This window comes from Candidatus Venteria ishoeyi (assembly GCF_030378065.1).
Lineage (GTDB): Bacteria > Pseudomonadota > Gammaproteobacteria > Beggiatoales > Beggiatoaceae > Venteria > Venteria ishoeyi.
Genome location: NZ_JAUCGJ010000001.1, coordinates 23,628 through 49,462 on the forward strand (window position 1 = coordinate 23,628; position 25,835 = coordinate 49,462).

General features: G+C 45.4%; 28 protein-coding genes. 15 read left to right on the plus strand and 13 right to left on the minus strand.

Annotated elements, in window-relative coordinates; all coding sequences use genetic code 11:
- Positions 1–4: 4 nt before the first annotated feature.
- Positions 5–715, minus strand: a complete 711-nt coding sequence (locus QUF61_RS00095; protein ID WP_289679865.1) for a hypothetical protein — start codon at positions 713–715, stop codon at positions 5–7.
- A 479-nt stretch (positions 716–1,194) separates the two neighbouring features.
- On the opposite strand from QUF61_RS00095, the gene QUF61_RS00100 reads away from it, so the two are divergent.
- On the plus strand, positions 1,195–1,362 hold the full coding sequence (locus tag QUF61_RS00100) for a hypothetical protein (protein WP_289679866.1): 168 nt from the start codon (positions 1,195–1,197) through the stop codon (positions 1,360–1,362).
- 299 nt (positions 1,363–1,661) lie between these two features.
- Here QUF61_RS00100 and hpf read toward each other — a convergent pair whose 3' ends face one another.
- The 6 genes from hpf to kdsC form a co-directional block, all read right to left on the minus strand.
- Positions 1,662–1,994, minus strand: coding sequence for a ribosome hibernation-promoting factor, HPF/YfiA family (hpf, locus tag QUF61_RS00105; RefSeq protein ID WP_103921105.1), 333 nt, complete (start codon positions 1,992–1,994; stop codon positions 1,662–1,664).
- A 97-nt stretch (positions 1,995–2,091) separates the two neighbouring features.
- Entirely contained in the window at positions 2,092–3,588 is a 1,497-nt protein-coding gene (locus QUF61_RS00110; RefSeq protein ID WP_289679867.1) for an RNA polymerase factor sigma-54, read from the minus strand.
- 48 nt (positions 3,589–3,636) lie between these two features.
- On the minus strand, positions 3,637–4,362 hold the full coding sequence (gene lptB, locus QUF61_RS00115) for an LPS export ABC transporter ATP-binding protein (protein ID WP_103921103.1): 726 nt from the start codon (positions 4,360–4,362) through the stop codon (positions 3,637–3,639).
- A complete protein-coding gene (gene lptA / locus QUF61_RS00120; protein WP_289679868.1) occupies positions 4,359–4,886 on the minus strand; it encodes a lipopolysaccharide transport periplasmic protein LptA in 528 nt (175 codons plus the stop codon). Before lptA ends, lptB begins: the two co-directional genes overlap by 4 nt.
- Entirely contained in the window at positions 4,879–5,439 is a 561-nt protein-coding gene (gene lptC, locus QUF61_RS00125; RefSeq protein ID WP_103921101.1) for an LPS export ABC transporter periplasmic protein LptC, read from the minus strand. The genes lptA and lptC overlap by 8 nt, the downstream gene beginning before the upstream one ends.
- Positions 5,440–5,453: 14 nt before the next feature.
- Positions 5,454–5,987 (minus strand): 3-deoxy-manno-octulosonate-8-phosphatase KdsC, encoded by a 534-nt coding sequence (gene kdsC, locus QUF61_RS00130; protein ID WP_103921100.1) that lies wholly within the window; start codon positions 5,985–5,987, stop codon positions 5,454–5,456.
- Positions 5,988–6,062: 75 nt separating this feature from the next.
- On the opposite strand from kdsC, the gene thiD reads away from it, so the two are divergent.
- The 3 genes from thiD (at position 6,063) to QUF61_RS00145 (ending at position 8,748) form a co-directional block, all read left to right on the plus strand.
- The gene (gene thiD / locus QUF61_RS00135; protein WP_103921099.1) at positions 6,063–6,905 is read left to right on the plus strand and encodes a bifunctional hydroxymethylpyrimidine kinase/phosphomethylpyrimidine kinase; all 843 of its coding nucleotides are present in this window, start codon (positions 6,063–6,065) and stop codon (positions 6,903–6,905) included.
- A gap of 30 nt (positions 6,906–6,935) precedes the next feature.
- Positions 6,936–7,655, plus strand: coding sequence for a DUF928 domain-containing protein (locus QUF61_RS00140; RefSeq protein ID WP_289679869.1), 720 nt, complete (start codon positions 6,936–6,938; stop codon positions 7,653–7,655).
- Positions 7,656–8,010: 355 nt separating this feature from the next.
- Positions 8,011–8,748 carry a DUF928 domain-containing protein gene (locus QUF61_RS00145; protein ID WP_289679870.1) on the plus strand — a complete coding sequence of 246 codons (738 nt, stop codon included), beginning with the start codon at positions 8,011–8,013 and terminating at the stop codon, positions 8,746–8,748.
- Between the two features lie 113 nt (positions 8,749–8,861).
- Here QUF61_RS00145 and QUF61_RS00150 read toward each other — a convergent pair whose 3' ends face one another.
- The 4 genes from QUF61_RS00150 to QUF61_RS00165 form a co-directional block, all read right to left on the minus strand.
- Positions 8,862–11,003, minus strand: coding sequence for a VTT domain-containing protein (locus QUF61_RS00150; RefSeq protein ID WP_146066863.1), 2,142 nt, complete (start codon positions 11,001–11,003; stop codon positions 8,862–8,864).
- Between the two features lie 273 nt (positions 11,004–11,276).
- A complete protein-coding gene (gene trxA, locus QUF61_RS00155) occupies positions 11,277–11,645 on the minus strand; it encodes a thioredoxin (RefSeq protein WP_103921094.1) in 369 nt (122 codons plus the stop codon).
- 133 nt (positions 11,646–11,778) lie between these two features.
- Complete coding sequence (locus tag QUF61_RS00160) at positions 11,779–12,054, minus strand: segregation and condensation protein A (protein WP_103921093.1); 276 nt, start codon at positions 12,052–12,054, stop codon at positions 11,779–11,781.
- Between the two features lie 363 nt (positions 12,055–12,417).
- The gene (locus tag QUF61_RS00165) at positions 12,418–12,756 is read right to left on the minus strand and encodes a TusE/DsrC/DsvC family sulfur relay protein (protein ID WP_103921092.1); all 339 of its coding nucleotides are present in this window, start codon (positions 12,754–12,756) and stop codon (positions 12,418–12,420) included.
- A 159-nt stretch (positions 12,757–12,915) separates the two neighbouring features.
- Between QUF61_RS00165 and QUF61_RS00170 the strand changes: the two genes are divergently transcribed.
- The 4 genes from QUF61_RS00170 to QUF61_RS00185 are packed head-to-tail and all read left to right on the plus strand — an operon-like array spanning position 12,916 to position 16,963.
- Entirely contained in the window at positions 12,916–13,875 is a 960-nt protein-coding gene (locus QUF61_RS00170; RefSeq protein WP_103921137.1) for an ABC transporter permease, read from the plus strand.
- A 12-nt stretch (positions 13,876–13,887) separates the two neighbouring features.
- On the plus strand, positions 13,888–14,463 hold the full coding sequence (locus tag QUF61_RS00175) for an FHA domain-containing protein (protein ID WP_289679872.1): 576 nt from the start codon (positions 13,888–13,890) through the stop codon (positions 14,461–14,463).
- A gap of 2 nt (positions 14,464–14,465) precedes the next feature.
- Positions 14,466–16,784 carry a serine/threonine protein kinase gene (locus QUF61_RS00180; protein WP_289679873.1) on the plus strand — a complete coding sequence of 773 codons (2,319 nt, stop codon included), beginning with the start codon at positions 14,466–14,468 and terminating at the stop codon, positions 16,782–16,784.
- 41 nt (positions 16,785–16,825) lie between these two features.
- Positions 16,826–16,963 carry a hypothetical protein gene (locus QUF61_RS00185; RefSeq protein ID WP_289679874.1) on the plus strand — a complete coding sequence of 46 codons (138 nt, stop codon included), beginning with the start codon at positions 16,826–16,828 and terminating at the stop codon, positions 16,961–16,963.
- A 217-nt stretch (positions 16,964–17,180) separates the two neighbouring features.
- On the opposite strand, the gene QUF61_RS00190 is transcribed toward QUF61_RS00185, so the two are convergent.
- Positions 17,181–17,810 carry a ribonuclease HII gene (locus tag QUF61_RS00190; protein ID WP_407080038.1) on the minus strand — a complete coding sequence of 210 codons (630 nt, stop codon included), beginning with the start codon at positions 17,808–17,810 and terminating at the stop codon, positions 17,181–17,183.
- A gap of 35 nt (positions 17,811–17,845) precedes the next feature.
- Here QUF61_RS00190 and QUF61_RS00195 point away from each other — a divergent pair, with 35 nt between their 5' ends.
- Positions 17,846–18,367, plus strand: a complete 522-nt coding sequence (locus QUF61_RS00195) for a hypothetical protein (RefSeq protein ID WP_103922055.1) — start codon at positions 17,846–17,848, stop codon at positions 18,365–18,367.
- Here QUF61_RS00195 and dksA read toward each other — a convergent pair.
- Positions 18,364–18,783 (minus strand): RNA polymerase-binding protein DksA, encoded by a 420-nt coding sequence (gene dksA, locus QUF61_RS00200; protein WP_103922056.1) that lies wholly within the window; start codon positions 18,781–18,783, stop codon positions 18,364–18,366. The two genes, QUF61_RS00195 and dksA, sit on opposite strands and share 4 nt — an antisense overlap.
- 285 nt (positions 18,784–19,068) lie before the next feature.
- Here dksA and rlmN point away from each other — a divergent pair, with 285 nt between their 5' ends.
- The 6 genes from rlmN (at position 19,069) to QUF61_RS00230 (ending at position 25,672) form a co-directional block, all read left to right on the plus strand.
- Positions 19,069–20,181: a dual-specificity RNA methyltransferase RlmN gene (gene rlmN, locus QUF61_RS00205; protein WP_103922057.1), complete on the plus strand. Its 1,113-nt coding sequence runs from the start codon at positions 19,069–19,071 to the stop codon at positions 20,179–20,181.
- Positions 20,178–20,981 carry a type IV pilus biogenesis/stability protein PilW gene (pilW, locus tag QUF61_RS00210; protein ID WP_289679875.1) on the plus strand — a complete coding sequence of 268 codons (804 nt, stop codon included), beginning with the start codon at positions 20,178–20,180 and terminating at the stop codon, positions 20,979–20,981. The genes rlmN and pilW overlap by 4 nt, the downstream gene beginning before the upstream one ends.
- Before the next feature lie 61 nt (positions 20,982–21,042).
- Positions 21,043–22,176 (plus strand): RodZ domain-containing protein, encoded by a 1,134-nt coding sequence (locus QUF61_RS00215; protein WP_177428649.1) that lies wholly within the window; start codon positions 21,043–21,045, stop codon positions 22,174–22,176.
- A 180-nt stretch (positions 22,177–22,356) separates the two neighbouring features.
- Positions 22,357–23,424 carry a flavodoxin-dependent (E)-4-hydroxy-3-methylbut-2-enyl-diphosphate synthase gene (ispG, locus tag QUF61_RS00220; RefSeq protein WP_103922060.1) on the plus strand — a complete coding sequence of 356 codons (1,068 nt, stop codon included), beginning with the start codon at positions 22,357–22,359 and terminating at the stop codon, positions 23,422–23,424.
- Positions 23,425–23,426: 2 nt separating this feature from the next.
- Positions 23,427–24,287, plus strand: a complete 861-nt coding sequence (locus QUF61_RS00225; protein WP_289679877.1) for a prephenate dehydrogenase — start codon at positions 23,427–23,429, stop codon at positions 24,285–24,287.
- A 173-nt stretch (positions 24,288–24,460) separates the two neighbouring features.
- Positions 24,461–25,672: an argininosuccinate synthase gene (locus QUF61_RS00230; protein ID WP_103922061.1), complete on the plus strand. Its 1,212-nt coding sequence runs from the start codon at positions 24,461–24,463 to the stop codon at positions 25,670–25,672.
- Positions 25,673–25,835 lie beyond the last annotated feature (163 nt).

The following is a 25,835-nucleotide window of genomic DNA, read 5'->3' on the forward strand; positions in this document are numbered from 1 at the left end:
GAGATCAGTTCAATAAGTCAATTAAGCGAATTAAGGGCGTAGGCTGTTTGTTATCCTCGTTTTGCGCTAAAAACCGGGCAATGGAATTATGGGTGATGGCTTGTTGTTGATCGACACTGGCTCCAAGTTGCTTGAGATTGAGAATTTTTTGCTCCGAGTCATGACAACTGCGACAAGCAAGACCTTTTTCCTCCAAAGGGGTATGAATCCTGGCTTTAAGGGGGGCTTGCTCAGCGATAGGCATTTGTTGCCAATGGTCGGCTATTTTTTTAAACAAGGCATGATCAGTTTTTAAGCTCACAGCCTGCTGCTGATAAAACGGGCGTATGATCCCTGTTTTTGACGGGAATTGCGCCTGGGTCTGGTTCAGCAAGTCTCCTGATTTTACATCCACCCACTGCTGCTCCAGGGTATAAGCTTCCGGCCTGAAATGGCAGGTTTCACAACTGATATAAGTCGTGTGCATATTTAAAAAACTGCGTACTTGCAGGTTTTCTCCATGCGGTAAATCATCATGACACAGACCACAAAAATGTTCTGTTTTTTGTACGGGTGATACCTGTTGATGAAAACGCGGTAAATCAACAGATATATTTTCGACCGTTTGCGACTCCTGCAATTGCTGCTCGGTTTTGTGGCGCAATTTAGGGCTTAATTGCACCTGCGCTATAGCTTGAGCGTAAAGGCTTTCGGCTTGAACCACAGTGACAGGCATAAAACCCAGCAGAATGAATATTAAATATATTGTGATAGTTGGTGTTGGTATCTTATTGTTAAGCACGGGGGGAACCTGATAAAAAAATAAAACAAACCCCAAAGAGGTACCCATACCAGTTGGGGGGGATTAATCAATTTCAATTGATTTTAATAACAGAATGACTCCCTTCATTTTCCACAGGAGTTATTCAGTCATGAAAACGTTGCTGCATTACCTAACCAGCTAGACCTTGATGCCAATATTGCATTACTACGCCTGGAAGGCCAGGTATCCATCAGCGGTATTTCTGAAATTCTACAGATACAAGGTTATAAACATAACTCAACTGACATGGTCAGTGAGCACCTTAAACACTTAGCCAAACATCTGCCTTCTACTTTGAACACAGGGCAAGCACATCGTGTATTTTACCTGAGCGATGAAATATTTGCTTTAGACTATCCCATTCTAATCACGATAACAATAATGCAGTCGAATTGATCCACAGGCGGCGGCTGGTCGTTGATAAAAATACGTTTAACCATTGCCTGCACCGTAAACCAGATGCCGGATTGTTCTGCCTGGGGGATTTTACCCGCGACATTGGTATTTTCTCATTCCCACGCGCCTTGTGTGGTTTGCTCATCAAATGGAATGCCTGTTAATGCGGCGAGGAGGCTGTCCGAGGTGTTGTGCTATGGCTTCACCGAGTTGGCGTAATTTGATGAGGGTGGTGTTAGGGACGCTGGAAAATGCGCGTTCAGCCGCCATTGCCAGCTCGACAAACAACGGATCATGTTCTGCCAGAAAGTGAAAGTTGCTTACAGGCTCAGGTGATGTTATCAGCCCGAATCCCTCCAGGTGAAAACGGCTTGCAACTTATGGACTACAAAAAAATAAACCCTGCATAGTAGCCTGAATCCAGGCACCATGCAGGGTTATTATCGCAGGTGATTAAACCGTATTATTCAACAATGCCCTGAGATTTCAAGGCCGCGTCAGTACGGTGATGGTCCTGGATTTTTTCCTTATGTTTCTTAATCTGGCGATCCAATTTGTCAGTTAAGGCATCAATCGCTGCATACATGTCTTCATGGCTTGCATCGGCAAACAAGTTGCCGCCACCGCTGACATGCAGGGTTGCTTCGGCTTTCTGGTCGAGTTTTTCAACAGTCAGAACAACGTGTACATTGGTAACGTGATCAAAATGTCGTTCAAGGCGTTTCATTTTGTCAGAGACATAACTACGTAATGCCGGTGTGACATCGATATGGTGACCAGTCAGATTGAGTTGCATGATGCTGCTCCTTAAGTTTAAGCCATCTGATTTATTCAGATGGGTTCTTCATTTAATTTCCTGATTCATACCCATCAGGCATGGGACTTTCTTTCCATTATACCAGGCATTTGCGCTCATTAGAGGGCGGTATAACCATTGCCTCCCGGTATTTGGCAACAGTTCTTCTGGCAACTTTAATTCCCTGTTCAGAGAGTATGGTTGCAATTTTGTTATCACTCAGTGGCTTAGCCGTATTTTCTGCGGCAATCAGCTTTTTAATTAATGCACGAATTGCCGTGGAAGAGCATTCTCCTCCCGTGCTGGTACTGACGTGACTGGAGAAAAAATACTTCAGTTCAAAAATACCACGGGGAGTGTGAATATATTTCTGGGTGGTGACCCTGGAGATAGTCGATTCGTGCATCTCCAGTTCCGTGGCAATGTCGTGTAATACCAGTGGTTTCATGGCTTCTTCGCCATAATCGAGAAATCCACTCTGGCGCTCGACAATGCTTAAAGTGACTTTTAATAGGGTTTCATGGCGGCTGCGCAGACTTTTAATGAACCAGCGGGCTTCCTGCAAGTGTTCTTTGAGCTTGTCTGAATCGTCACGCGATTTAAGATGGGAGATTTGCTGTGCGTACAGTGAGTTGACGCGTAATTTTGGCGCAACATCGGGGTTCAGTTCAACCTGCCAGCGTCCTTTGACTTTTTTGACAAAAACATCCGGCACCACATAAGGTGTTTTGCTGCTTTCAATCTGGTTACCCGGACGCGGATTGAGGGTCTGGATTAATTCAAGCACCGCTTGTAGTTCCTCACGGTTTAATTTCATTTTCCTCATTAACTGAGTATAGTCCCGCGCAGCCATAACATCCAGATATTGTGTTAATAAGATGCGTGCTTGTGTCATCCAGGGGGTATTTTCATCCAGTTGTCGCAGTTGTAACAGCAAACATTCGCCTAAATCCCGCGCCCCGATGCCAGTGGGATCAAAGTGTTGTATCCGTAATAAGACAGTACGCACCTCATCTTCTGTCACTTCCGGGTTATCCAGGCTTTCAACGATGCTTTCCAGTGAGGTTTGCAAAAAACCCTGCTCATCAATGGCATCAATAATCATCATCGCAATGACGCGATCAACATCGGTAAAAGGGGTTAGCTCCAGTTGCCAGGAAAGATGATCATGCAAAGTCTCCGTGCTGCTGTTGTAATCCAGAAAATCACGCGGTTCACTTTCTGAGCTTTTAGCACCACTTGCCGTATTAGGACTGTTGCTGCTGATATAGTCCTGAATATGATTCAGGCCGGTGTCGTAAGTATCTTCCCAGTTGCTGTCAACGGGTAGTTCTTCAGGCAGGTTTTCAGTTTTTTCCAGGTTAACTTCAGCTTCGCTGTTATTAATTGTTGGCTCAGAGGTTTCTTCCTCTTTATTGCCTTCTTCGTTATCAAAGCCCTCATCCACTGTTTCCAGCATGATATTTTTATCCAGCGTCTGCTGAATTTCCAGTTGCAGATCCAGCGTAGACAATTGCAACAGGCGGATCGCCTGTTGTAACTGTGGGGTCATTGTCAGTTGCTGTCCTAAACGCAGTTGTAAGCTCTGCTTCATATTATTTTTTTATATCTCAGTTAAAAAACGAGGATTTTATGCTCGTTCCTAAAGGCTGAAATCATGTCCTAAATAGACATTTTTAACCTGTTCATTTTGTAAAATGGTATTGGGTGCGCCTTCGGCAATGATAGTGCCTTCATTAACAATATAGGCGCGTTCGCAAATTCCCAGTGTTTCACGCACATTATGATCGGTAATCAACACACCGATATCCAGACTGCGCAAATGTGTAATAATATTTTGTATATCAATCACTGACAAAGGATCAATGCCAGCAAAAGGCTCATCAAGCAAAATAAAACGCGGATTTGCCGCTAAAGCCCTGGCAATTTCAACGCGCCTGCGCTCACCACCGGATAAGCTCATGCCCATGCTTTTGCGTAAGTGCGTGATACCTAGTTCTTTAAGCAGACCTTCGAGACGTTGCTGGCGCTGTTTTTTACGCATTCCCGCCTGTAATTCCAGAATTGCCAGGATATTATCTTCCACGCTGAGCTTGCGAAATACGGAAGGCTCTTGTGGCAGATACCCTAAACCAAGCTGCGCCCGCTTATGCATAGGGTAACGGCTAATGTCTGTTGAGTTGAGAAAAATACGTCCCTGATCGCTGGCAATCAGTCCTACCACCATATAAAAACTGGTGGTTTTTCCCGCACCGTTTGGCCCCAGCAAACCAACCACTTCGCCACTATGCACATGCAGATTGACTTCCTTAACAACACTGCGTCCACGATAGCTTTTAGCCAGTTGTTTTGCTTGTAATACGCTCACTGTTTTGGTTCTTTACTATCCGTTGCTGATTTTTTTTGTGGTTTACTCACCGGTTCAATGACCATATTCACCCGGCCCTGGGCAGTAATCTGACCATTTTTCGCATCGTATACAATATGTTCCCCAGTGACGGTATCTTTGTCTTTCCATACTTTGGCATTGCCTTCCAAGTGTAACATATCCCGGCTTGCCTCATAGCGCATCTGCCTGGCATTGGCTTTGACCTCTTCGCCATTATCCAGTAATTGTCGAAAATAAACCGGCTCATCTTTTGAACTCAGCGTTTTAGCAACAATTTTGTGGATATTTTTATTTTTACCATAAAATAACGTCACCTGCGCTGCTTTTAAATGCAGGCTACCCTGTTTGATATCAACATTGCCCAGATAGACGGTTTCGCCTTTTGCATTATCTAAGGTCGCTTTATCTGCGCCAATTTTTAAGGGTTGTTCCGGATCCGTTGACAATGCCATTAATCCGGCAGGGAAACAACACCAGCACACAACGATAAGCCATTTATTCATTTTCTTCATTTTCATAAATACCTGTGACTTGAGAAAATAATTCCATTTGTTGCGTTTTCAACCATGCCCGCATACCCATGCTGTGCGTTGTGCCTTGTGGTGTGTGAATTTCAGCACTGTTATCAGTTTCTACAAATTCTTCTGCGGGTTTAATACGTAAGTTCTGCGTTTTTATATGCAATTGTAAATAGCCGCTCAAGTCGTATTGCCAAATCTGCACCTGTCCCTGTAATTCAATAATCTGCGCATCAGTGCTGACCCGGCCTTGTAGCGCGCGTACATACCAGCGCGGTTTGTTTTCCTGGTAAAATACCAGATAAGGCTGCACCAGTTCTGTATCGATTTGCGGATAATGCTTCAGCATCTGGGCTTGAAGCTGATAATCGATTTGCCCGTTTAAGTTGGTTGCCGTAGAGATAAAATCCACCATGGCATAATCCGGTACATAATCAATTTCCAGCTTAGCGTGAACCGTGTTGGTTTTTTCCAATGTTTTTAATAACCAGAAAGAGGCGGCAGCGCAAAGTATTAAAGCCAGTAACAATTTGGGCATTGGCAGAAAACTGATTAATGATGCACGGGCATAAATTGTTGTACCTGCGCATCCCAGGTTTTCTGCGCCTGCATAATTAACTCGCACACATCACGCGCAGCACCATGGCCACCATTTTTTTCCGTTACCCAATGCGCCTGCCCCAGTACCAATGGGTGCGCATCGGCTACTGCGATGGCTAAGCCCACTTTTTGCATAACCGGCAAATCAATCACATCATCCCCCACATAAGCCACCTGCTCAGCTGCCAAGCCCGCTTCCTGACAGATTTGTTCAAAGGCTGGTAATTTTTCAATCTGGCCTTGCCGTACATATTTAATTTTCAGTGATTCCATCCGAAATTTGACGACATTAGAAGTGCGCGCGGTAATAATACCGACATCAATGCCACTGCGCTGTAACATGACCATACCCAAACCATCACGGGCATAAAATGCTTTGTATTCTTCACCATTATCACCCACAAAAAGTGTACCATCAGTGAGGACACCATCAACATCAAACAAAACCAGGCGAATTTGCGCGGCTTTTTCCAGAATTTCACGCATGATTGCTTATTACCTTCATGAAACAGTGAGAAAAACTTTAGTATACCGCAGCCCTGATTACACGGGAAATAAAACATGACAAAAACATTCAAGAATATCCATTCCAAACTGCAAAAGCCCAAACCTGTGGTGTTAGTGATAGCCGGTCACGATCCCTGTGGTGGCGCGGGTATACAGGCAGATATTGAAGCCTTGGCAGCCACCGCCTGCCATGCTGCAACGGTGATTACCTGTCTTACCGTGCAAGACTCTGTCAATGTGCAGGCCATACAAGCGCAAAATGTTGCTTTATTTTCCGCACAAATTCAGGCGGTGATTAGCGATCTGCCGATTGCGGCAGTAAAAATCGGGCTGGTGGGTGACATGGACTTAGTACCAGCAATTGCAGCAGCACTGGATAATATTAAACAACGTTACCCGCAAGCTCCCATCATTTTTGATCCGGTATTAGCAGCAGGTGGCGGTACTGCCATGAGTCATGCGCAATTGCACCAGGCTATGTGTGATGAGCTTTTACCCCGTACCGACGTATTAACCCCGAATACTGAAGAAATTCGACAACTCAGTGGAGAAACGGTTTTAACCGCAGCAGTGGCGCAGTTACTAAAACAAGGGTGCAAAGCCATTTTATTAACCGGCGGTCATGAAATTGAATACCAAAATCATGAGAAAAATATGGTTTATAATCGTTTATATACGCAGCATGGTGAGATCAGTTGTCATGCCTGGTCACGTTTACCCGATACTTATCATGGTTCCGGTTGTACGCTGGCAGCCGCATTAGCAGGCTATCTGGCACAAGGTGAGCAATTGAAAGATGCAGCTTTGCATGCACAGGACTATACTTGGAATAGTCTATGTTATGCGCAGCAGATAGGTCATGGACAATTATTTCCAGATCGTACACTGCGTTTGTAAAATATTAACTTATTAACAAAGAGGATAGCAATGATGAATTCATTAAAAATCAGTCTTGCCGGTCTGTGCGCCAGTGCTTTGTATTTAACTCTGGCCAGCAGTCCGCTTAATCTGGGCATGACACAAACTGCCCTGGCTGCGCCACCGGCCTATAAACCACCGACAGTCGGCTCTCCCAGTCGTCGAGTGGGTGGGGGTACCCGTACCAAAGGTACACCGCCTATGATTACACTGTTGGCACCGCCAACCACGGCGTATACCCTGCAAACGCAGCCCGTCATTTATTGGGCAATTTCCGAGTCAAAATATCCTATTGATATTCAGTTAATGGAAGCCAACCCAGATAGTATCGAAGCGATGCAGCCATTGCTGGAAAAGCAAATTAGCATTGACAATGCCGGGATTCAAAAACTGGATCTGAAAGCAATGGAAGTCACGCTAAAACCCAATGTGGAATATGAGCTGTTTATTTCTGCCATTATGGATCCCGATAATCGCGGACAGGATGTCATCAGCAGCGCAATTTTGAAATCCGTGCCGAAAACTGGAAAAGTTGCAAGCTGCCTGCAACAAGCAGATAAGCAGACTGTCACTTATGAAAATTTAGCCACTTGTGGTATTTGGTACGATGCAATCGCTGAACTTTCTACGCAAATTCATACGCAAAAAGACAATACAAAATTGAAAGCAGCACGGCGTGCTTTAATGATGCAGGTGAAACTACCGGAAGTGGCGGAATTAGATAAATAACTTGAGTTTGATGGAAGCTTCTTTTTGCGCTAACAGCGCAAAAAACTGCTTCCATCTCATGCTAAGTTTCTGATAGCGTGTACTGAATTTGACTGGTTTTTATTAAAAAGCTTTATGTCGGGTTCAGGTTTTAACGCTTAGGAGTGAGGATAAAATAAATACAGAAACTGGGCGCAGAATTTTTATTCATTTTCAAGGTATGAAAACAGGCGCATAGCAAGCTATGTAACTGTTTTCGGAACGCAGAAAATGGAGAAAAAGACCAGCCAGGTTGCTGAAGTTATAAAATTCTCACTCCTTAGAATGCCGAAAGAAATCCAAACCCCCACACTTATAAAATTAAGGAATCGTTGATATGAATATAAAACAACTTGCGCTGAGTAGTGTATTTTTACTGACCTTGACCAACTTCTCCATATTTGAATCAGCATCAACTGTCTGGGTATCCGCTGCCCATGCTGCTCAGGATTCTCTTATCAGTTTCAAACCACCGGTTACGGGTAAGCCAACCCGTCGGGTAGGGGGAGGGACGCGCTCAGCACAAAACAGTCCTGCTTTAGCGGTATTAACAACGGAACAAACCGGGCTGACAATCTCTTCTTCTCCCACATTGTATTGGGCCAGTAACCAGGTATCTTCACAGCCAGTAAAAATCAGCATTATCTACACCTTGCCTGAAAGCAAAGACATGATGCAACCCGTATTTGAAGCCGATATCACAATGGGTAAAACGGGTATTCAAGCCTTGCCATTAAGTCATAATGCCATTGAATTACAAACCGATATTGAATATCAATGGTCGGTCAGCGTGAAAAATCCAGGGATGGAAGGTACCGAGCAAACATTAATCAGTCGCGGCACGATTAAACGTGTTGCGCCCTCAGCAAGTTTACAACAGTTATTACAAACAGCGAAACCCAGAGACTTACCTGAAATTTATGCAGATCATGGTTTATGGTATGACGCATTTGCCGCAGTCAGTCAGTTAATTGCGGAACATCCTGACGATCCTGCATTGCGGGAAATGCGCGCCTCTTTGCTGTCACAAGTGGGCTTAAAACAATTTGTGCAATTAACGCAACAAACGGGGTAAATAGCCACCCGCTTGAAGCGGGGTCAGAAAGCTTGTTTTGACGGAAGGGCAGACCTGACAGGTTTTTAAAGCCTGTCAGGTCTTTAGGCAGTGTTCTAAAAGCAATTTTCCTTTTATAACCTGCTATCATTTTTTTCCACTTCCACTGGCTTTGTCATTAATAACACCTGACCATTCCAGTTTTTGTTGTTACTCATTTCCAAATGTTGCCTTTTATACAGGGTAAACCCTTCAACAAAATCTTGAAAAAGTAGTAATGGTTGTAGATAGTATTCTTGAGTACTAAGCAAGCTGACAATGCCCAGGGAATTCTTAGGTTTCTGACAAGTAATATTACCCATCCAGATTTGTTGCTGATTTCCTAAATAGGTATCACTGCGCCATAAACGCAAGACCAGTTGCGCGCTGGCGCTGGATGGTGGCTTTAATTCAGGGTTTAAAAAACGCATATCATGCTGCGCTCCTTGTGGTATTGCAGCAGCATCACTCGCTTCCGGTGGAATTTCCCCCATCACATAGACCAGCTTAAATGCCTCATAACGACTGTCATGAATTTGGGGTAATACGGGTAGCTTAGTCAATACCGGTTCACTGGACAAGGTATGCAATAAGCTTTTGGCATTAACCGGGATGGGATCGCGCCAGCCCTGGCTTAATAAATGCTGGCGTAAAACGTCTAAATCTCCGGCCCATTGCAAAGTTATCGGTTGTGGCGCATAACCACCCCAATTAACACGATAAGGCGTGAAAGCAGACCAGGCATCGTTCAGCCATTCCTGTTTGCTCAACTGATAGCTAGGCCATTCCTGTGTATAACGTTGCTGGTTTTCATGATAATTCAGCACCGCGCAAGCACCGCCCACCACAAATTGTGCGGCTAAAATCGAAATCACCAGCCCACGAAAGGGGAGCACGGAAGGATGATGCTGACGATAAGCCAATCCCATCACGGTCACCCAAAACAAGCCCAGAGCCAGACCCAGCAATGCGTCGCTTAACCATTGCTGGGCCAGATACAGACGCGATAAAATCAGCAACAACATCCAACTACTGGCAATGGCATAAGGTCTCCAGCGCAAATGCACAGGTAGACAACGCACCAATAAAACCGCGATAAAGCCGTAAATAATGGTACTGAGCATGATCTGGCTTTCCAGAAAGCCATTGGCGGGAGTATCGGCTTCAGTCAATAAATGCAGTGAGGGTGAAGACAAGGGTAATATCTGATACAAAGCCCAGGCAGTGAGCAAACCAAAAAATAAACTGCCCAGCCAATAACCCACGCCATGCCAGTGACGTTTCCAGGCCAGCCAGCTTAATCCTGCCAGCACCACAGCCAGATTGCTGTAACCGCTGTTTAAGGCGTTAAAAATAATGGGAAAGGGATCGGCCCAAGGTACCCGCAGGTTTTTAAACAGATAATAGACCTGGCTGTCTATTTCCAGTGGCGTACTGCCACTGAGATTAAACGCCAGCAGCGTCAGCAATAACCAGGTGGCGAGCAATAATACCAGTCCCATTTCCAGCATGGCAATAATATGCGGATGATTGGGATCTAAAATGCCACTGGTTAAGTTACGAAAAAAACGGTTTTTATGGCTCCAACGCAACAAAATATTGATAAATTGGTTGGTATGCGGTACCAACAGACGATAACCCTGATGTATTATCCAGACGCTGAGCCAGATTAAGGCAGGCACGCCGACCACGAGCAGGGTTAAACGGGTGCCGACATCCATTAAAATGGTCAGGGAAGCGCCCAGTAAAACACCGGGAAAAATATGCGAAGGTGCCCAGATCAGGGTGGCAAAAAAATCCAGGGTATGAAAGCGCAGAGGGTTCATCCCCACCATACCGACTGTAATGGGAATAAATGAGCGTGTTGCACCAATCAGGCGACCAAAAATGACACTTTTAGCGCCGTGGCGCTCAATCAACTGCTCGCCACGCTCCAGCCAGTCCGGGTGACGGGTAAAAGGCCAGATATTGCGGATTTTATCGTGATAATAATAACCCAGCCAGAAGCTGATGCCATCACCTAAAATGGTACCCAGCGCAGCCCAGAATAAGGTTGACCAAAGTTCCAGCGCGCCAAAGGCGATCAATACGCCAAAACCCAACATAATCGGCGTGCCCAGAATAAACAGGCCAACGATAAATAAAGACTCTCCCAGGGCGATGGCAAAGACTAATAAACCTGCCCAGCCTGGGTGTGCATTGAGCCAATGTAATGTATCGTTGATCAATTCGAGCAAAATCAAGCATCCATTTAAAAACCTGCCAGGTATTTGCCTGGCAGGTTTTTATAAAGCAAAATCAATCGGATATATAAGTAAGTAATTATCTTCACCTACTTAGGAGTGAGAATTTTATAACTTCAGCAACTTGGCTGGTCTTTTCCTCCATTTTCTGCGTTGTAAAAACAGTTACATAGCTTGCTATGCGCCTGTTTTCACGCCTTGAAAATAAACAAAAATCCTGCGCCCGGTTTCTGTATTTATTTCATCCTCACTCCTTAGACGATTGTATTATGCAGATTCTTGCTGCTCTGCAATTTCCTTACGCACCAGTTCCATGTCCAGTGCCTGGACTTTAGCAATAACATCTTCCAGCGCCGGTGCAGGCAGACTGCCAGCCTGGGAGAAAATAATGATCTGCTCGCGGAAAATCATCAATGTGGGAATGGAACGGATCTGAAATTGTGCGGCCAGGGCTTGTTGCTCTTCGGTGTTAATTTTGCCAAAGGCAATATCTTGATGTTGCTCAGAAGCCGCTTCAAATATTGGTGCAAAAGAACGGCAGGGGCCACACCAGGTTGCCCAGAAATCCAGCAATACGATATCGTTATTTTTTACGGTATCTTCAAAGTTAGTATCATTGATTTCAATGATTGGCATTGTGTACTCCTAAAAGTAGGTAAGATCTATCCATGTCCGGATCAAATGTTGAAGCCAGAGGATTATACAAGAATTTGCCAAGGTTTTGTGATGGAAATGATCCCATAAATTTCAGGCATTCAGGACATAAAGCCTAAGATTTTTTGAGTTGATCGATAGCAACCGCATGACTGGTTTTGTGTTCATCGACATAATGCGGGCGCGCGGTGTTTTGAATACCCGCAGCTTCAGCCAGCTCCCGCTCACGCGCAGCGATCAGTCCCAAACACATGCGTATATCCGTTACTGTCTGCTCTGACAAAGGATGCACGACACCAGGCTTAGGTGCGGTATCACGGGCAACGCTACTTAAGACCTTACGCATAGTCACTAGAATTTGTTGTTCTTTGCTCAGGTTTTCAAAACTCATTATTACATGCCTTTTAGCTAGCAGATTTTAGGAATGAGAATTTTATAACGCCTAAAAATAAACAATAATCCTGTGTCTCGGACTGCCTCCTAGTTTCAGACCTTATTTCATTCTCGTACCTTATCATGGTGATATTTGTCAAAATATCCAGTCTTGTTTTTAGATTTTCTATTGTGGCAGTAAGTAAAATCTGGATAGAAAATAAATAAAACGCTAAAAAAACACGGAAATTTCTGACTGTTGCCAACAATAAGATTAAAACTCAGGAAGGAGAAACACTAAAACTAAAAAACAGGAGGAGAAATTTCCCTCCTCCTGCTTATATAGTAACCCGCCACCTAAAAAGCGCAGGTTTTAAGTTGTTTAACTACAACCTTTAGGACGGGGCAAACCAGCAATTTTATTAGCCGATTTAATCAGGCCATAAGGAAATAAAGCATAAATATATTTACTGCTGCTGCGATCTGCGCCATATTTCTTTTTCATAATTTTAGAAAATACACGGGGTTCTGCAACAGTGCCAAATTCTTCAAAATAATCCCGCGCCGTGTTAATAATGTCCCAATGCTCTGGCGTTAATGCTTCCAGCTTTTCATTTACGGCAATACCGTGAGCGACTTCTTCGCTCCATTCACCGAGTTCTTCCAGCCAGCCTGCTTCACTTAACGCAATAATTTTGCCATCACCAAGTTCTAATTGCATGATCAATTTCCTTTATAACATAAGTTAATAACATGCTTGAAGCATAAAATACCTTACTTTTTTAGTCAAGAATTATTTCAGGTTTTTTTGACTGACTTGAAAATCAAGTATAATTTTGACCTTTTGACTCTCAAGTTTAATGATCTAAAATTGGGCATTATGTTTTCTTATTTCCTAAAAAATATTTTCCAGCGTTTGCTTTTGCTGTTTGTGGTTTCGATTCTGGCACATGCGGTTGTGCATCTTGCACCAGGACAACCCAGTGAAGTTGATCCACATAACCCACGGATGCAGGCTGAAGATATTCAGCGCATTCGCGATGCTTTTCACCTGGATGCGCCCTTACATTTGCAATATTATTACTGGATGTCTGATTTATTAAGTGGGGAATTAAAATCGTTTAAGGATAGCCAGCCGGTGTTACCCAAGATTCGTGAACGTTTTTTAAATTCTTTACCCTTGTTCATACTGGCAACCGTTTTGATATGGACCTTGTCGTTTCCAGTGGGTATTCATGCGGCATTGCACCGTGGCAGTCTATATGATCGCAGCAGCACCTTGATTGCCTGGTTATTGATTTCCATCCCCGGTTTTTTTCTCGCGTATTTATTGATTTTATGGGTGGTTCAAACTGTTGCCCTGCCGGTATTAGGCATGCGTACTTTTGGCATGGAACAGGCAGGATTATGGGCGCAAAATATGGATAAGATTTGGCATCTGACCTTACCAGCCCTGCTTTCAGCAGCGGCGGGCATTGCCGTATTATCACGTTATGTGCGCGCGCAGATGCTGGAAACCTTAAACCAGGATTATGTACGCACGGCAAGAGCAAAAGGACTGGACGAACACGATGTGGTGTATCATCATGCTTTGCGTAATGCGCTGCTGCCTTTTATTACCATGTTTGGTTTGATGCTGCCCGGATTAATTGGGGGTTCGGTCATTATTGAACAGATTTTTGCCTGGCCGGGTATTGGTCGCCTCAGTTATGAGGCCATCATGGCGCGGGATTTTCCGGTGATTCTCACAATTAATTTTTTTGCTGCCGTATTGACACTGGCCGGTACGTTTTTATCCGATATGTTGTATGCACTCGCCGATCCCCGTATTCGATTATAAAGGAGTATTGCGATGAGTGAATTTGTCCGCATCTGTCCAAAATGCCAACAACAGAACCCTGAGTACGAGCACGTCTGCCAGTCCTGTGGGCAATTTATCGCAATGGAAATGGCAATTCAAAAACCGGAAGGGGATAAGGCAACGACTACGCCACCTGTCGCTGAAGAAACCCATACCACACCGCCCCCAATTTCTGAGCAAAAAACCCGCAACACAGCGGCAACACAGCGTTTTGATAAAAATGAAGTCGCGGCCATTTATTTGCAATTAAATAACAGCGAACAGGTGTTTACCGTCAAACATGGCTGGGTCATGGGGCAGGCACATGTACAGAATAAAGCGCAGATTCAAATTCCCGATGATATTTCTGGCAGTGAATATCTACACCGCCGTCATTGTCGTTTTATTTACCAGGATGGTAAATGGTATGTGCAGGCTTTAGATCAAAAACGCTTTCAGCGGGAATTTACCAATCCCACCCAGGTAAATCAGAAAACGCTGACACCGGGTAAGGCCGCACAAATTCAGGATGGCGATACGCTTATGCTCTCAGGGCTGGGTTTTGATGTACATTTTATCCGGGTTTAACAATGTCCGATAAACCGGTAACGCAGCGTTATCAACAACCGGCAACACCACTCACCCAGCGTTATCCGGCAACCCAAGCTGTTACCCAACGTTATGTGCCAGAAGCTGAAGTGGCTGTACACGCAAAAACCCGCAAAGATTTACTGATTGCTCAGCGTTATGCGGTAAAAGACGGGCCGTTAGGTGCTTGCAGTGGTGAGGCAGAAGTGTATTTATGTCAGGATAGAGTTGCTGCTCGGGAGGTTGCCGTTAAGTTATATCATGATCACGCCATGCCTAAAACCAGCATTATGGACACGCTTAAACAACTGCAACATCCTAATGTGGTGCGTTTATATGAATACGGTAAGTGGCAGGCGCGTTTTTATGAAGTGATGGAGTTTTGCGCAGGCGGGGTGATGGCAGACTTCATGCCTTTGAGTGAAGAAGATATACGCGCTTATTTGCCAGGTATCCTGGATGGTTTATCCCATTGTCACCAGCAGGGCATTATTCACCGTGATATTAAACCCAATAACCTGTTTTTTCTCACCCCGCAGCGGCAAACTGTGTTATTAGGTGATTTTGGCATCAGCTCTTATCTGGACAGGGGCAATCAAATTCGTATGACCCAGTCCGCCAGCCATTTAACCCTGGATTATGCTGCGCCGGAACTGATTGACGGGCATGAAGTCAGCCCCAAAACCGATTATTATGGTTTAGGCATCACCCTGATGCACCTGCTTGCCGGGTATTCACCATTTCATGATAAAAGCCAGAATGATATTCTGGTCGCGCATCTACGCGGACGCCTGCCCATACCGGAAAAACTGTCGCTGGATTTTCAGAACCTGTTGCGTGGTTTAACGCTGCCCAAACCCGAAGCGCGCTGGGCTTATGCAGAAGTCTTAGCCTGGCAGCGCGGCGAATGTGTGCCGCTGAATCTGGACAGCTATGCCACGACAACGGCGGAAGCGGTAACAACGCAACCTTATCCCGGTTATCCCCAAGCCAGCACGCCGCTGGAATTGGCGCAAAGCCTGGAATATTTTAAGGCTTATAATCAATTAATGCGCGGTGACATCCGCCGCTGGGTATTTGATCACGTCAGTCAAAGCATGGCCGAAGCCATTGAAAAAATTGTAGTCGGCTATAGAGACAAACCTGAACAGGCTTTATGTAAACTGTATTACACCCTGGCACCACAAAGCCCTTTACAAATTGCAAGGCACAAGCTGGAAAACCTGCGCCAATTCGCCGATTTATTAAATATTGCCTTGCAGGACAGGGAACAGGGGGCAGATACGGATTTAGTGCAGGCAATAGAATCAGCATTATGGCAAGAGCGCATAGAAACCTGGTTGCTTGCAGGAAAACATGCAGGCAACCGCAGCCAGGAACTGGTCGATAAGCTCAGTTCGCTGCGCAAACGGCTGCAATATAAGCAGCCTGAAACCGCCTTGTTCGCGCTGCTGTATACCCTGGATCCAAAACGCCCGCTGGTGATTGTGCCAGGTGTGGAAATTCAACAACCCAAGGACTTAAAAACCCTGTTTCAACAGCATAAAAAAGTCACAGAAAAATTCTTAAAAACCAGCCTGTATAATAAATATTTTGAAGAATGGTTACGGGCTGCGGCATTTCCCAACTGGCAACAAGATGTGGCTTTTATTGAAGAAACCCGCCGGATGTATCTGGATAAACCACAATTAGGTATTTATAGTTTATTGTGGCGTTATTATCCCGATCTACCCCTGCCCTTTGCAGGACATAAGGTTACACAGATTACTGAATTAGCTCACTTAATTGATGCATCCCATGAATCCAGGCACGCGGGTTTGAAACTATTAAAAACAGGCTGGTTGCGCACCTGGCTGGTTGCTACGCAAAAGGTCAGTTCGGTGGCTAAGCTGGATCACGCTTTACTGGCCGTTGATGTCAGCCTGGAAAGTAAGCTGGAAGCCTTGTTACAGTTACTTGATCCCAATCTGGCACAGCCACAATTACAAGTAAAACCCACACATCTTAATTTTGGCTCCCTGTTTCATGATGAAATCAGCAGTGAGACGCTACAGATTAAAAATATCAGTCGCGGTTTTCTCAATGGGGAAATCACGCTGGAACACTATGGTGAAGGCATCACCCTGGATAAATACCTGATTGAAGGCAATCACCTGTGCTTTGAGATAACCCTGGAACCCTTGGCAAAACTCAGTCCCGGCGTACACCAAAATAACCTGCATATTCACAGCAATGGCGGTGAGCAAGTCATTCCAATCCGTTTTATTTTACGCAAAACACCGCAAGAACCGTTACCTTGGTGGCGCAAGATTTTTTCCTGAAAATTTCCTGACCTTATGTAATAAAGGTGCAGGCAGGTAAGGTGTATAAGCACAGCACCATACACCGCATGAAATACCAACATGACGGAGGCGCTATCGCTTATCCACCTTACGAGTTATTTTCCCACGCACCCTTGGGAACCTGTGGCGGCGCGCCTGCGCCGCGTGTTGATTCGTGATGCAGGCGCGTGGGAGCGAGAAACGGATAACACCCCTTCGAAGGGGTGTTATCCGTGAGGTATCTGGAAATTATTTACCTGAAAAACTGAATTTATGACACCCATCAAATTAATCAGATAAAAGACATAGCTATTTTTGCAAATTTTATATTTCTGCGTCTCTGCGGAAAAATTTGACGAATTAATGACCAAAGCCGGTGCTGGCATCGAATTCAGGTTAAATAAATTTTTTAACCGGTGCAAAACTGCGTCGGTGCCAGCGGGTTGCACCCAGTTTTTCCAGACCACTCAAATGTGCCTTGGTGCCATAACCAGCATTGGTTTCCCAGCCATAACCGGGATTTTTTACCGCCAGGTGTCGCATCAGGCGATCACGCACCACCTTAGCAATAATCGAGGCGCAGGCAATACTGTAGGATTTTTGATCACCGCCTATCACTGCGGTATGCACACCCAGATCATGTTTTTTAGTGTCGCGCCCATCAATCAAGGCATGATCCCAGGGTTGCAGGCGGGACATGGCGCGTTGCATGGCAAGATAGGTGGCGTTGAGGATATTGATACGATCAATTTCGGCAACGGAGGCTGCGCCGATTGCAAAAGCCAGCGCCTGTTGTTTGATATTGTCATAAATAGCCTCACGTTGTTTTAAACTGAGTTTTTTGGAATCGGTAACGCCTGCCAGTGGGATGGTGTCAGGTGGTAGCATGACTGCTGCTGTAAGCACAGGGCCGCTGAGGCAGCCACGCCCCACTTCATCAACACCGATGACGCGCAATTGTCCGTTTGCCCATAATTCATTTTCCAGAATTAAATCAGGCATTGCCAGTGATTGTTTTTTTTTCATACAATAACAAATTTTTATATTACAGAATCTAAATCATGTCTCAAGCGATACACCAAATGCAAGTTCGTTATATACCGGCAGAAGATCGTTTATTATTTCGGCTGAATACCCGCAACCAGGAGGAGTTTCGTTTCTGGTTAACCCGTCGTTACAGCATGGAGTTATGGAAAGCGTTGCTACATATGCTTGATGGTGAGCAGGCACCTCAAATGCTCAGTCAAACGCCTCAAGCCAAACAAGCTGTGCGTGCATTTCAACATGAGCAGGTACTCAATCAGGCAGATATGGAAACGCCTTATAAAGAGCATGAAGAAAATATGTTTCCACTGGGGGAGGAGCCTGTGTTGCTGTCACGCATAAAAATTAAAACCACGGACAAACAACGCCATATTTTATGTCTGCACCCTGCAACCGGCAAAGGTTTGGATTTGGCACTGGATGGCAACTTATTACATTCATTTTGCCATTTGTTATCTCAAGGTGCTTCCCAAACCAATTGGGGATTGCGTTTTAAGTTAGCGGAAACGGTCTCACCTGAAACCGCTGCGCCACACTAGCCCATTTGTTTTTCACGGATTTCGTCCAGGGTTTTGCAATCAATACATTTTGTTGCCGTAGGTCGCGCCTCTAAACGGCGCAGACCAATTTCAACGCCACAGGATTGACAATAACCATATTCTTCATCATCGATTTGTTTGAGTGACTCATCGATTTTTTTCACCAGTTTACGTTCCCGATCCCGGGCGCGTAACTCCAGCGCAAATTCTTCTTCTTGAGAAGCCCGATCATTGGGATCGGGGAAATGCGTGGCATCATCCTGCATATGATGTACCGTGCGTGCCACCTCATCGATTAATACCTGTCTCCAGGTCTCCAGCAGATGACGAAAATGCGCTTCTTGCGCTTCATTCATATATTCTTCATCCGCTGCAAGTTGATAAGGGGCTATTTTGTGTTTGAAACTGTCAGGCATTATATTTTTGCTCCTGAAGGGCCAGTGTCCAATTGACCAGTATTTTTGTGAAATGCTTCCAAACCCGGATTTTAAAGGTAAATCTCCACTGGAGATAAGAAGCTTAAAAACAAGGGCGCAAACGTATACCATGAATATTTGCAAAGCTCAAGATTTTTATTGCTGCAAATTTGTATCCAAGGCATCCATTATGAGATATTTTTGTTACTAGCACATCAATACAGCTATAGCGTATAATTTCAGTTTTTTACATTTTCAAAGTAAATATAACGGAATTGTTTCATTGTGAATACAGCAAGCCGACAAAATCTTTTTAGCCTGGACCGCCAGCGGCTGGAAGCTTTTTTTCAGGCGTTGGGGGAAAAACCCTTTCGCGCCAGCCAGGTATTGAAATGGATACATCAGCAAGGTATAACTGATTTTGAGCAGATGAGCAATATCAGTAAGAATCTGCGTCAACGGCTTGCTGCTAAAACAGATTTAATTACACCGCAGGAAATTACTCATCATTATAGTGAAGATGGTACCCGCAAGTGGGTGTTGCAGGTCGATAGTGGCAATGCGATTGAAACCGTTTTTATTCCGGAAGAGGGTCGTAATACGCTGTGCATTTCCTCACAGGTCGGTTGTGCGCTGAATTGTAGCTTTTGCGCAACAGCGCAGCAGGGCTTTAATCGCAATCTCAGCGTTGCTGAAATCATCGGTCAATTATGGTTGGCTGAACACAGTTTGCGCCCGGAACTGGATATTAAACCCGGACAAAGGGTGATTAGTAATGTCGTACTCATGGGCATGGGTGAACCCTTATTAAATTTTGATGCGGTTGTTGCCGCGATGCGTTTAATGATGGATGACTTTGCTTATGGTCTGTCCTGGCGGCGCATTACTTTGAGTACGGCAGGCGTGATTCCGGCACTGGATCGCTTAAAGGAACAATGCCCGGTAAATCTTGCCGTCTCCCTGCACGCACCGGATGATAAATTACGCGATCAACTGGTACCGCTGAACCAGAAATATCCCATTCATGATTTAATCGAAGCCTGTCAACGTTATCTCGAAGGGGAAAATCGTAAACGCATCACTTTTGAATATGTTTTACTCAAAGGCGTGAATGATTCTACGGCACAGGCGCGGGCCTTAGTGAATTTGTTGCGCGATGTGCCCGCTAAAGTCAACCTGATCCCTTTTAATCCCTTTCCTGAATCAAAATACCAACGCTCTTCACAACAGACCGTTGATCGTTTCCGGGAGGTCTTAATGTCGGCAAACTTAATTACTGTCACCCGTAAAACGCGTGGTGATGATATTGCCGCTGCCTGCGGTCAACTGGCAGGCAAGGTGCAGGATCGCAGTCGCAGGCAGACCCCAGTCATTCAGCCTTCAGATTTAACAACATGAATAAACGTCTTTTTTTATATCTGCTCCTCCCCCTGTCAGCACTACTACTGGTTGCTTGCGGCAATCAAAGACATCAACCTGCGCCACCTAACCCTATTGTGCTGAATGAAAATGCAAAATATGACCCGAAATCAGCAGCGGAGTCCAATACTGAATTAGGCATTAACTATATGCGTCAGGGGCGTTATGCCGTCGCCCTGGATAAACTGAATAAAGCATTAGAGCAAGATTCAAAGAATCCTATGGCGCATACTGCAATGGCTTTGTTAAATGAACATCTGGGTAAAAAAACAGAAGTCGAGCCGCATTATAAGAAGGCGCTGAGCCTGGAACCAGATAATTCAGCAACCCATAATAATTATGCGGCATTTCTGTGCAGCCAGGGCCGAATGGCGGAAGCTGAGACTCATTTTCAAACCGCATTAGCCAATCCGCTGTATAAAACCCCGGAACTGGCTTATACCAATGCCGGTTTATGCGCTGTACGTTTTAATAAACGCAATAAAGCGATGGATTATTTCCGTAAAGCCTTGCAGCATAACCCCAATATTGCCCGCGCTTTATATCAAATGGCGGAATTATATGAAGAACAAGGCGCATTTACTGAAGCACAAGCTTATTATCGGCGTTATATTGCTATCGCGTCACAAACGCCGCAAAGTTTGTGGCTGGGGGTACGTATTGCTCGTGCCTTAAATGATAAAGATGCTGAAGCCAGTTACGCGCTGCAATTAAAATCTCGTTATCCCGAAGCTAACGAAACCTACCAATTAAAACAATCTGAACAGATTTATTATTAAGATAAAAGGTTCGATTATAATGACAAAACAAGCGACAAGAAACCCCCCGGAGGAGATAAATATGGGTAGTCCGCAACCTGAAGTGTCTGAGCAGATTCCCAATATTGCCATGAATCAGGACATGGAGCCAACACGCCAACCGGCGATGGAAAGCAATCATGACTTGGAACTGAATGAAACGAGTTCGTTGGGTGATTTACTCAGACGTTCACGGGAATCCATGCACTGGTCGATTGATGAAGTTGCAGAAAAGTTGTATCTGGAACCGCGTATTATTGAAGCACTGGAAATGGAAAATGAAAAAGTGCTGCCACCCGCTATTTTTGTGCAGGGTTATTTACGCAGTTATGCGCGTTTGCTGAACTTGCCTGCTGACAAGTTAGTGAAACATTATAAAAATAACCCAAGCTCATCTGCACCGGATTTGGTACCTGACAACCGTTACCCTGCAAAAAATAAAAAAACCAGCGGTGGTCATGGCTGGTTTTATAAAACCATGACCCTGCTGATTATTGTTGGCACAATCTTACTGGTGGTTTGGCGTTATGTGGGTGAAAATCCGTTTAATCATAATTTTTTCAAATCACAGAAATCTACAGAAACACCTGTAGCGGTATTGCCTGGAATGGCATTGCCACCCATTACACCCCCCGGTCAAATTACGCCTGCAACTGATGCGCTTGAATCCGAGGCTCAGTCTGCATTAGCCGATAATACGGAAACAACCGTCTTTACACCGCCATCGGAAGCTTCCGAGCCGCCCGTTGTTGAGGAAACCGAAACCAGCAACCCGGTGAGTGCGGTCGCAGCAGGCGCTGTTGAGGATGCCACAACGCTTGAAACTGCTGAAACAGAAGCCGTTGAAGATGCTGCTGAAGAAGCCATTGCAGAGAGTGAACAAGCAACGGAAGCCGTAGAAACTGAAACGCCCGCAGCCATTGATGGGCATAAAATGGAATTAAGTTTTACGGGTGATAGTTGGGTCAGCCTGGTTGATAGCAAGGGTAAGAAACTGATTTGGACCGTTTTAAGGGCGGGTGATAATAAAGTCATTAGCAATGGAACGCCGCCACTGACCTTAAAAGTCCGTCATGGCAAATATGCAAAACTACGCTGGCAGAACAAAGATATTGACTTAACGCCGCATCAAGGTGGGGATGGTCGCACCAAAATCAGCTTATCCCTAACGCAGTAAGCCGTATGTTTTGCTGTTTATAGCAAATTCTGTTGATATAACAAAACCAGCCCCAACGGGGTGTAATCTATATAGCCAGGGGCAATGTCCCTGGATTGGATAATCACCGCATAAGCCCTAAGGGCAAAATAATAGGGTGGCAGTGATTTTTATTTTGCCCCTTCCCATTCAGGATAAATAATGACGCAACACAGTCCGATTTCGCGCCGGGTTTCCCGGCAAATCCAGGTAGGCAATGTCGCTGTTGGTGGCGATGCGCCTATCAGTGTACAAAGCATGACAAATACCAATACTTGTGATGTCGCAGCAACCGTCGGACAAATTCAGGCGCTGCAAAAAGTGGGCGCGGATATTGTGCGGGTTTCAATTCCCGATATGGCGGCGGCTGAAGCCTTTGCGGAAATTCGTAAAGCCATTGATATGCCGCTGGTTGCCGATATTCATTTTGATTATAAAATTGCGCTGAAAGTCGCGGAATACGGTGTTGATTGCTTGCGCATCAACCCTGGCAATATTGGACGGGAAGAACGGGTGCGCGCGGTGATTGATTGCGCAAAAGATAAAAATATCCCGATTCGCATTGGCGTGAATGCTGGCTCGCTGGAAAAGGATTTACAGAAAAAATACCGTGAACCAACGCCCGAAGCTTTGGTGGAATCCGCCATGCGCCATATTGATATTCTCGATAGGCTGAATTTTCCTGATTTTAAGATCAGCCTTAAAGCCTCTGATGTGTTTATGACCGTTGCCGCCTACCGACAGCTTGCTGGTCAGATTGAGCAGCCTTTGCATTTAGGGATTACTGAAGCAGGCGGTTTGCGCTCCGGTTCCGTCAAATCCGCCATTGGCCTGGGTATGTTATTAGCAGAAGGCATTGGCGATACCATCCGGGTGTCACTGGCTGCCGATCCGGTGGAAGAAATCAAAGTAGGCTTTGACATCTTAAAAAGCCTGCATTTACGCAAAAAAGGCATTAATCTGATTGCCTGTCCTTCCTGTTCAAGACAGAACTTTGATGTCATCAAAACCGTTAACGCGCTTGAAGAACGTCTGGAAGATATTGTCGAACCACTGGATGTTGCCGTGATTGGCTGCGTGGTAAACGGGCCGGGAGAAGCCAAAGAAGTACATGTTGGCGTAACGGGTGGTTCTCCGAATTTGCTGTATTTAGATGGAAAGCCTCACCACAAGGTCAGCAATGAAGCGCTGGTGGATGAGTTGGAACAGGCAATTCGGGACGCGCTATAGTCATGTTGTTCAAACGTTTGTGTATTATCGGGGTTGGTTTAATTGGCGGCTCGCTGGCGCGCGCGCTGCGTGATGCAAACGCCTGCGAAGAAGTTGTGGGCTGTGGTCGACAACTGGATAATTTAAACAAAGCGGTTGAACTGGGCGTGATTGACCGCTATAGCACCGATATGGTCGAAGCCGTTAAAGATGCCGATATGGTGGTATTGGCGGTGCCTTTGGGTACGATGGCCAGCGCCATGCAGAAAATTGCACCGGTTTTGCCTGATAATGCCATTATTACTGATGTTGGCAGCGCCAAAGGCAGCGTATTGCAGGATGCGCAACACTATCTGGGCAAGCATCAATCCCGTTTTGTGGCCGGACACCCGATTGCGGGTTCAGAACAACACGGCGTAATCGCCTCTGTCAGTAGTTTGTTTCAACAGCGTCGGGTAATCCTGACACCAACGCCGGACACCGACACGCAGGCACTGGAAAGCGTGCGCCAGATGTGGGAAACCACCGGTGCTGAAGTGGTGGATATGAATGTACAACACCATGATGAGGTGTTGGCTGCCACCAGCCACTTACCACACATGCTGGCTTATGCCTTGGTTGATATGCTTGCGCATATGGAAACCCGGCGTGAGATTTTTCGTTTTGCCGCAGGCGGCTTTCGGGATTTTACCCGTATTGCTTCCAGCGATCCTAAAATGTGGCATGACATCTGTCTTTCCAATCGTGAAGAATTGGTCAATATGCTGGAGGCTTTTGGTCAGCAATTACACAATCTTACCCAGGCAATTCGGGAAAGTGACAGCGAAAAAATCAATACCCTGTTTTACAACGCAAAAACTGCCAGAGATGAATTTACCGATTAACCCATCTTTAATATCCCTGTCTTCCATCGCGCAAAGCATGGCAAATACCTCACCCAAATTAAATTATACTCCCCCAGTCACCACTGGAAGCGATATAATGCCTCATTTTTATGTGTAAATGCTGTTACGCACCCTGTTATTTTGCGTAACGCCTGTTTGTAACGGAAACCATTATGTCTGATATTAATAAAGTGGTACTGGCTTATTCTGGCGGCTTGGATACCTCAATCATTTTAAAATGGCTGGAAGATCAATACCAGTGTGAAATCGTCACCTTTACCGCCGATATTGGGCAGGGTGAAGAAGTCGAACCTGCGCGCGCTAAAGCCGAGGCTTTAGGCGTTAAAGAAATTTATATTGAAGACTTGTGCGAAGAATTCGTGCGCGATTATGTCTATCCCATGTTTCGCGCCAATGCGATTTATGAAGGCGAATATCTGCTGGGTACGTCCATCGCCCGCCCCTTGATTGCCAAACGTATGGTTGAAATCGTCAAGGAAACCGGTGCGGATGCCGTTTCTCATGGTGCAACTGGTAAAGGCAACGATCAAGTACGCTTTGAACTGGGCGCTTATGCCTTAAGCCCCGGTATTGAAGTGATTGCGCCGTGGCGTATCTGGGATATGAATTCACGGGAAGACTTGCTGGCCTATGCGGAAAAACATAATATTCCGGTAGAAATGAAACGCGGCAAGCAATCGCCCTATTCCATGGATGCCAATCTGCTACATATTTCTTATGAAGGCGGCATTCTGGAAGATCCCTGGAATGAGCCGGATGAGGAAATGTGGCGTTGGAGCGTATCACCACAGAATGCGCCGGATACCCCGCTGGAATTAACCCTGGATTACGTGCAGGGAGATATTGTTGCGATTGACGGGGAGAAAATGACCCCCGCGCAAGTGCTGCGGTATTTGAACAAAGTTGCTGGCGCGCATGGCGTTGGACGGCTGGACATGGTGGAAAACCGTTATGTCGGTATGAAATCCCGTGGTTGTTACGAAACCCCCGGCGGCACGGTAATGTTAAAAGCCCATCGGGCAATGGAATCCCTGACCCTGGATCGGGAAGTCGCGCATCTAAAAGATGATTTAATGGCGCGTTATGCCAAGTTGGTTTATAACGGTTATTGGTGGAGTCCTGAACGTCAGGCGCTGCAAACCCTGATTGATGAAACCCAGCAGGTGGTCAATGGTCAGGTGCGCCTGAAATTGTATAAGGGCAATATTATTATCATTGGTCGCCAATCGGCTGAAAATAGTCTGTTCAGCGAAGCCATTGCCACTTTTGAAGATGATGACGGCGCGTATAACCAGAAAGACGCGGAAGGCTTTATTAAATTAAATGCTTTGCGTTTGCGTATCGCGGCTTTATCCGGGCGCTAAGAAACCTCTTTCATTAACAGACCTTCCCGGTTTTAAAAACCGGGAAGGTCTAAAAATCATCAAAATACAGCCCATTATTTGGCATCAAAAAAATTTAACGGGTTTGCTTGAAAAAACAAATAAGTTGATCTATATCTATAAGCAGAGGCAGGGGTCAGAGAGA

Excerpts from the sequence above, each read along its gene's own strand:
- thiD (WP_103921099.1), top strand. The coding sequence starts at position 6,063 with ATGACAAAAACATTCAAGAATATCCATTCCAAACTGCAAAAGCCCAAA.
- QUF61_RS00145 (WP_289679870.1), top strand. The coding sequence starts at position 8,011 with ATGAATATAAAACAACTTGCGCTGAGTAGTGTATTTTTACTGACCTTG.
- QUF61_RS00230 (WP_103922061.1), top strand. The coding sequence starts at position 24,461 with ATGTCTGATATTAATAAAGTGGTACTGGCTTATTCTGGCGGCTTGGAT.
- dksA (WP_103922056.1), bottom strand. The coding sequence starts at position 18,783 with ATGCCTGACAGTTTCAAACACAAAATAGCCCCTTATCAACTTGCAGCG.
- trxA (WP_103921094.1), bottom strand. The coding sequence starts at position 11,645 with ATGCCAATCATTGAAATCAATGATACTAACTTTGAAGATACCGTAAAA.
- QUF61_RS00165 (WP_103921092.1), bottom strand. The coding sequence starts at position 12,756 with ATGCAATTAGAACTTGGTGATGGCAAAATTATTGCGTTAAGTGAAGCA.
- QUF61_RS00160 (WP_103921093.1), bottom strand. The coding sequence starts at position 12,054 with ATGAGTTTTGAAAACCTGAGCAAAGAACAACAAATTCTAGTGACTATG.
- QUF61_RS00110 (WP_289679867.1), bottom strand. The coding sequence starts at position 3,588 with ATGAAGCAGAGCTTACAACTGCGTTTAGGACAGCAACTGACAATGACC.
- QUF61_RS00215 (WP_177428649.1), top strand. The coding sequence starts at position 21,043 with ATGGGTAGTCCGCAACCTGAAGTGTCTGAGCAGATTCCCAATATTGCC.
- ispG (WP_103922060.1), top strand. The coding sequence starts at position 22,357 with ATGACGCAACACAGTCCGATTTCGCGCCGGGTTTCCCGGCAAATCCAG.
- hpf (WP_103921105.1), bottom strand. The coding sequence starts at position 1,994 with ATGCAACTCAATCTGACTGGTCACCATATCGATGTCACACCGGCATTA.
- QUF61_RS00225 (WP_289679877.1), top strand. The coding sequence starts at position 23,427 with ATGTTGTTCAAACGTTTGTGTATTATCGGGGTTGGTTTAATTGGCGGC.
- QUF61_RS00095 (WP_289679865.1), bottom strand. The coding sequence starts at position 715 with ATGCCTGTCACTGTGGTTCAAGCCGAAAGCCTTTACGCTCAAGCTATA.
- QUF61_RS00180 (WP_289679873.1), top strand. The coding sequence starts at position 14,466 with ATGTCCGATAAACCGGTAACGCAGCGTTATCAACAACCGGCAACACCA.
- QUF61_RS00190 (WP_407080038.1), bottom strand. The coding sequence starts at position 17,810 with ATGAAAAAAAAACAATCACTGGCAATGCCTGATTTAATTCTGGAAAAT.
- QUF61_RS00140 (WP_289679869.1), top strand. The coding sequence starts at position 6,936 with ATGATGAATTCATTAAAAATCAGTCTTGCCGGTCTGTGCGCCAGTGCT.
- QUF61_RS00195 (WP_103922055.1), top strand. The coding sequence starts at position 17,846 with ATGTCTCAAGCGATACACCAAATGCAAGTTCGTTATATACCGGCAGAA.
- kdsC (WP_103921100.1), bottom strand. The coding sequence starts at position 5,987 with ATGCGTGAAATTCTGGAAAAAGCCGCGCAAATTCGCCTGGTTTTGTTT.
- QUF61_RS00170 (WP_103921137.1), top strand. The coding sequence starts at position 12,916 with ATGTTTTCTTATTTCCTAAAAAATATTTTCCAGCGTTTGCTTTTGCTG.
- lptA (WP_289679868.1), bottom strand. The coding sequence starts at position 4,886 with ATGAATAAATGGCTTATCGTTGTGTGCTGGTGTTGTTTCCCTGCCGGA.
- pilW (WP_289679875.1), top strand. The coding sequence starts at position 20,178 with ATGAATAAACGTCTTTTTTTATATCTGCTCCTCCCCCTGTCAGCACTA.
- QUF61_RS00175 (WP_289679872.1), top strand. The coding sequence starts at position 13,888 with ATGAGTGAATTTGTCCGCATCTGTCCAAAATGCCAACAACAGAACCCT.
- lptC (WP_103921101.1), bottom strand. The coding sequence starts at position 5,439 with ATGCCCAAATTGTTACTGGCTTTAATACTTTGCGCTGCCGCCTCTTTC.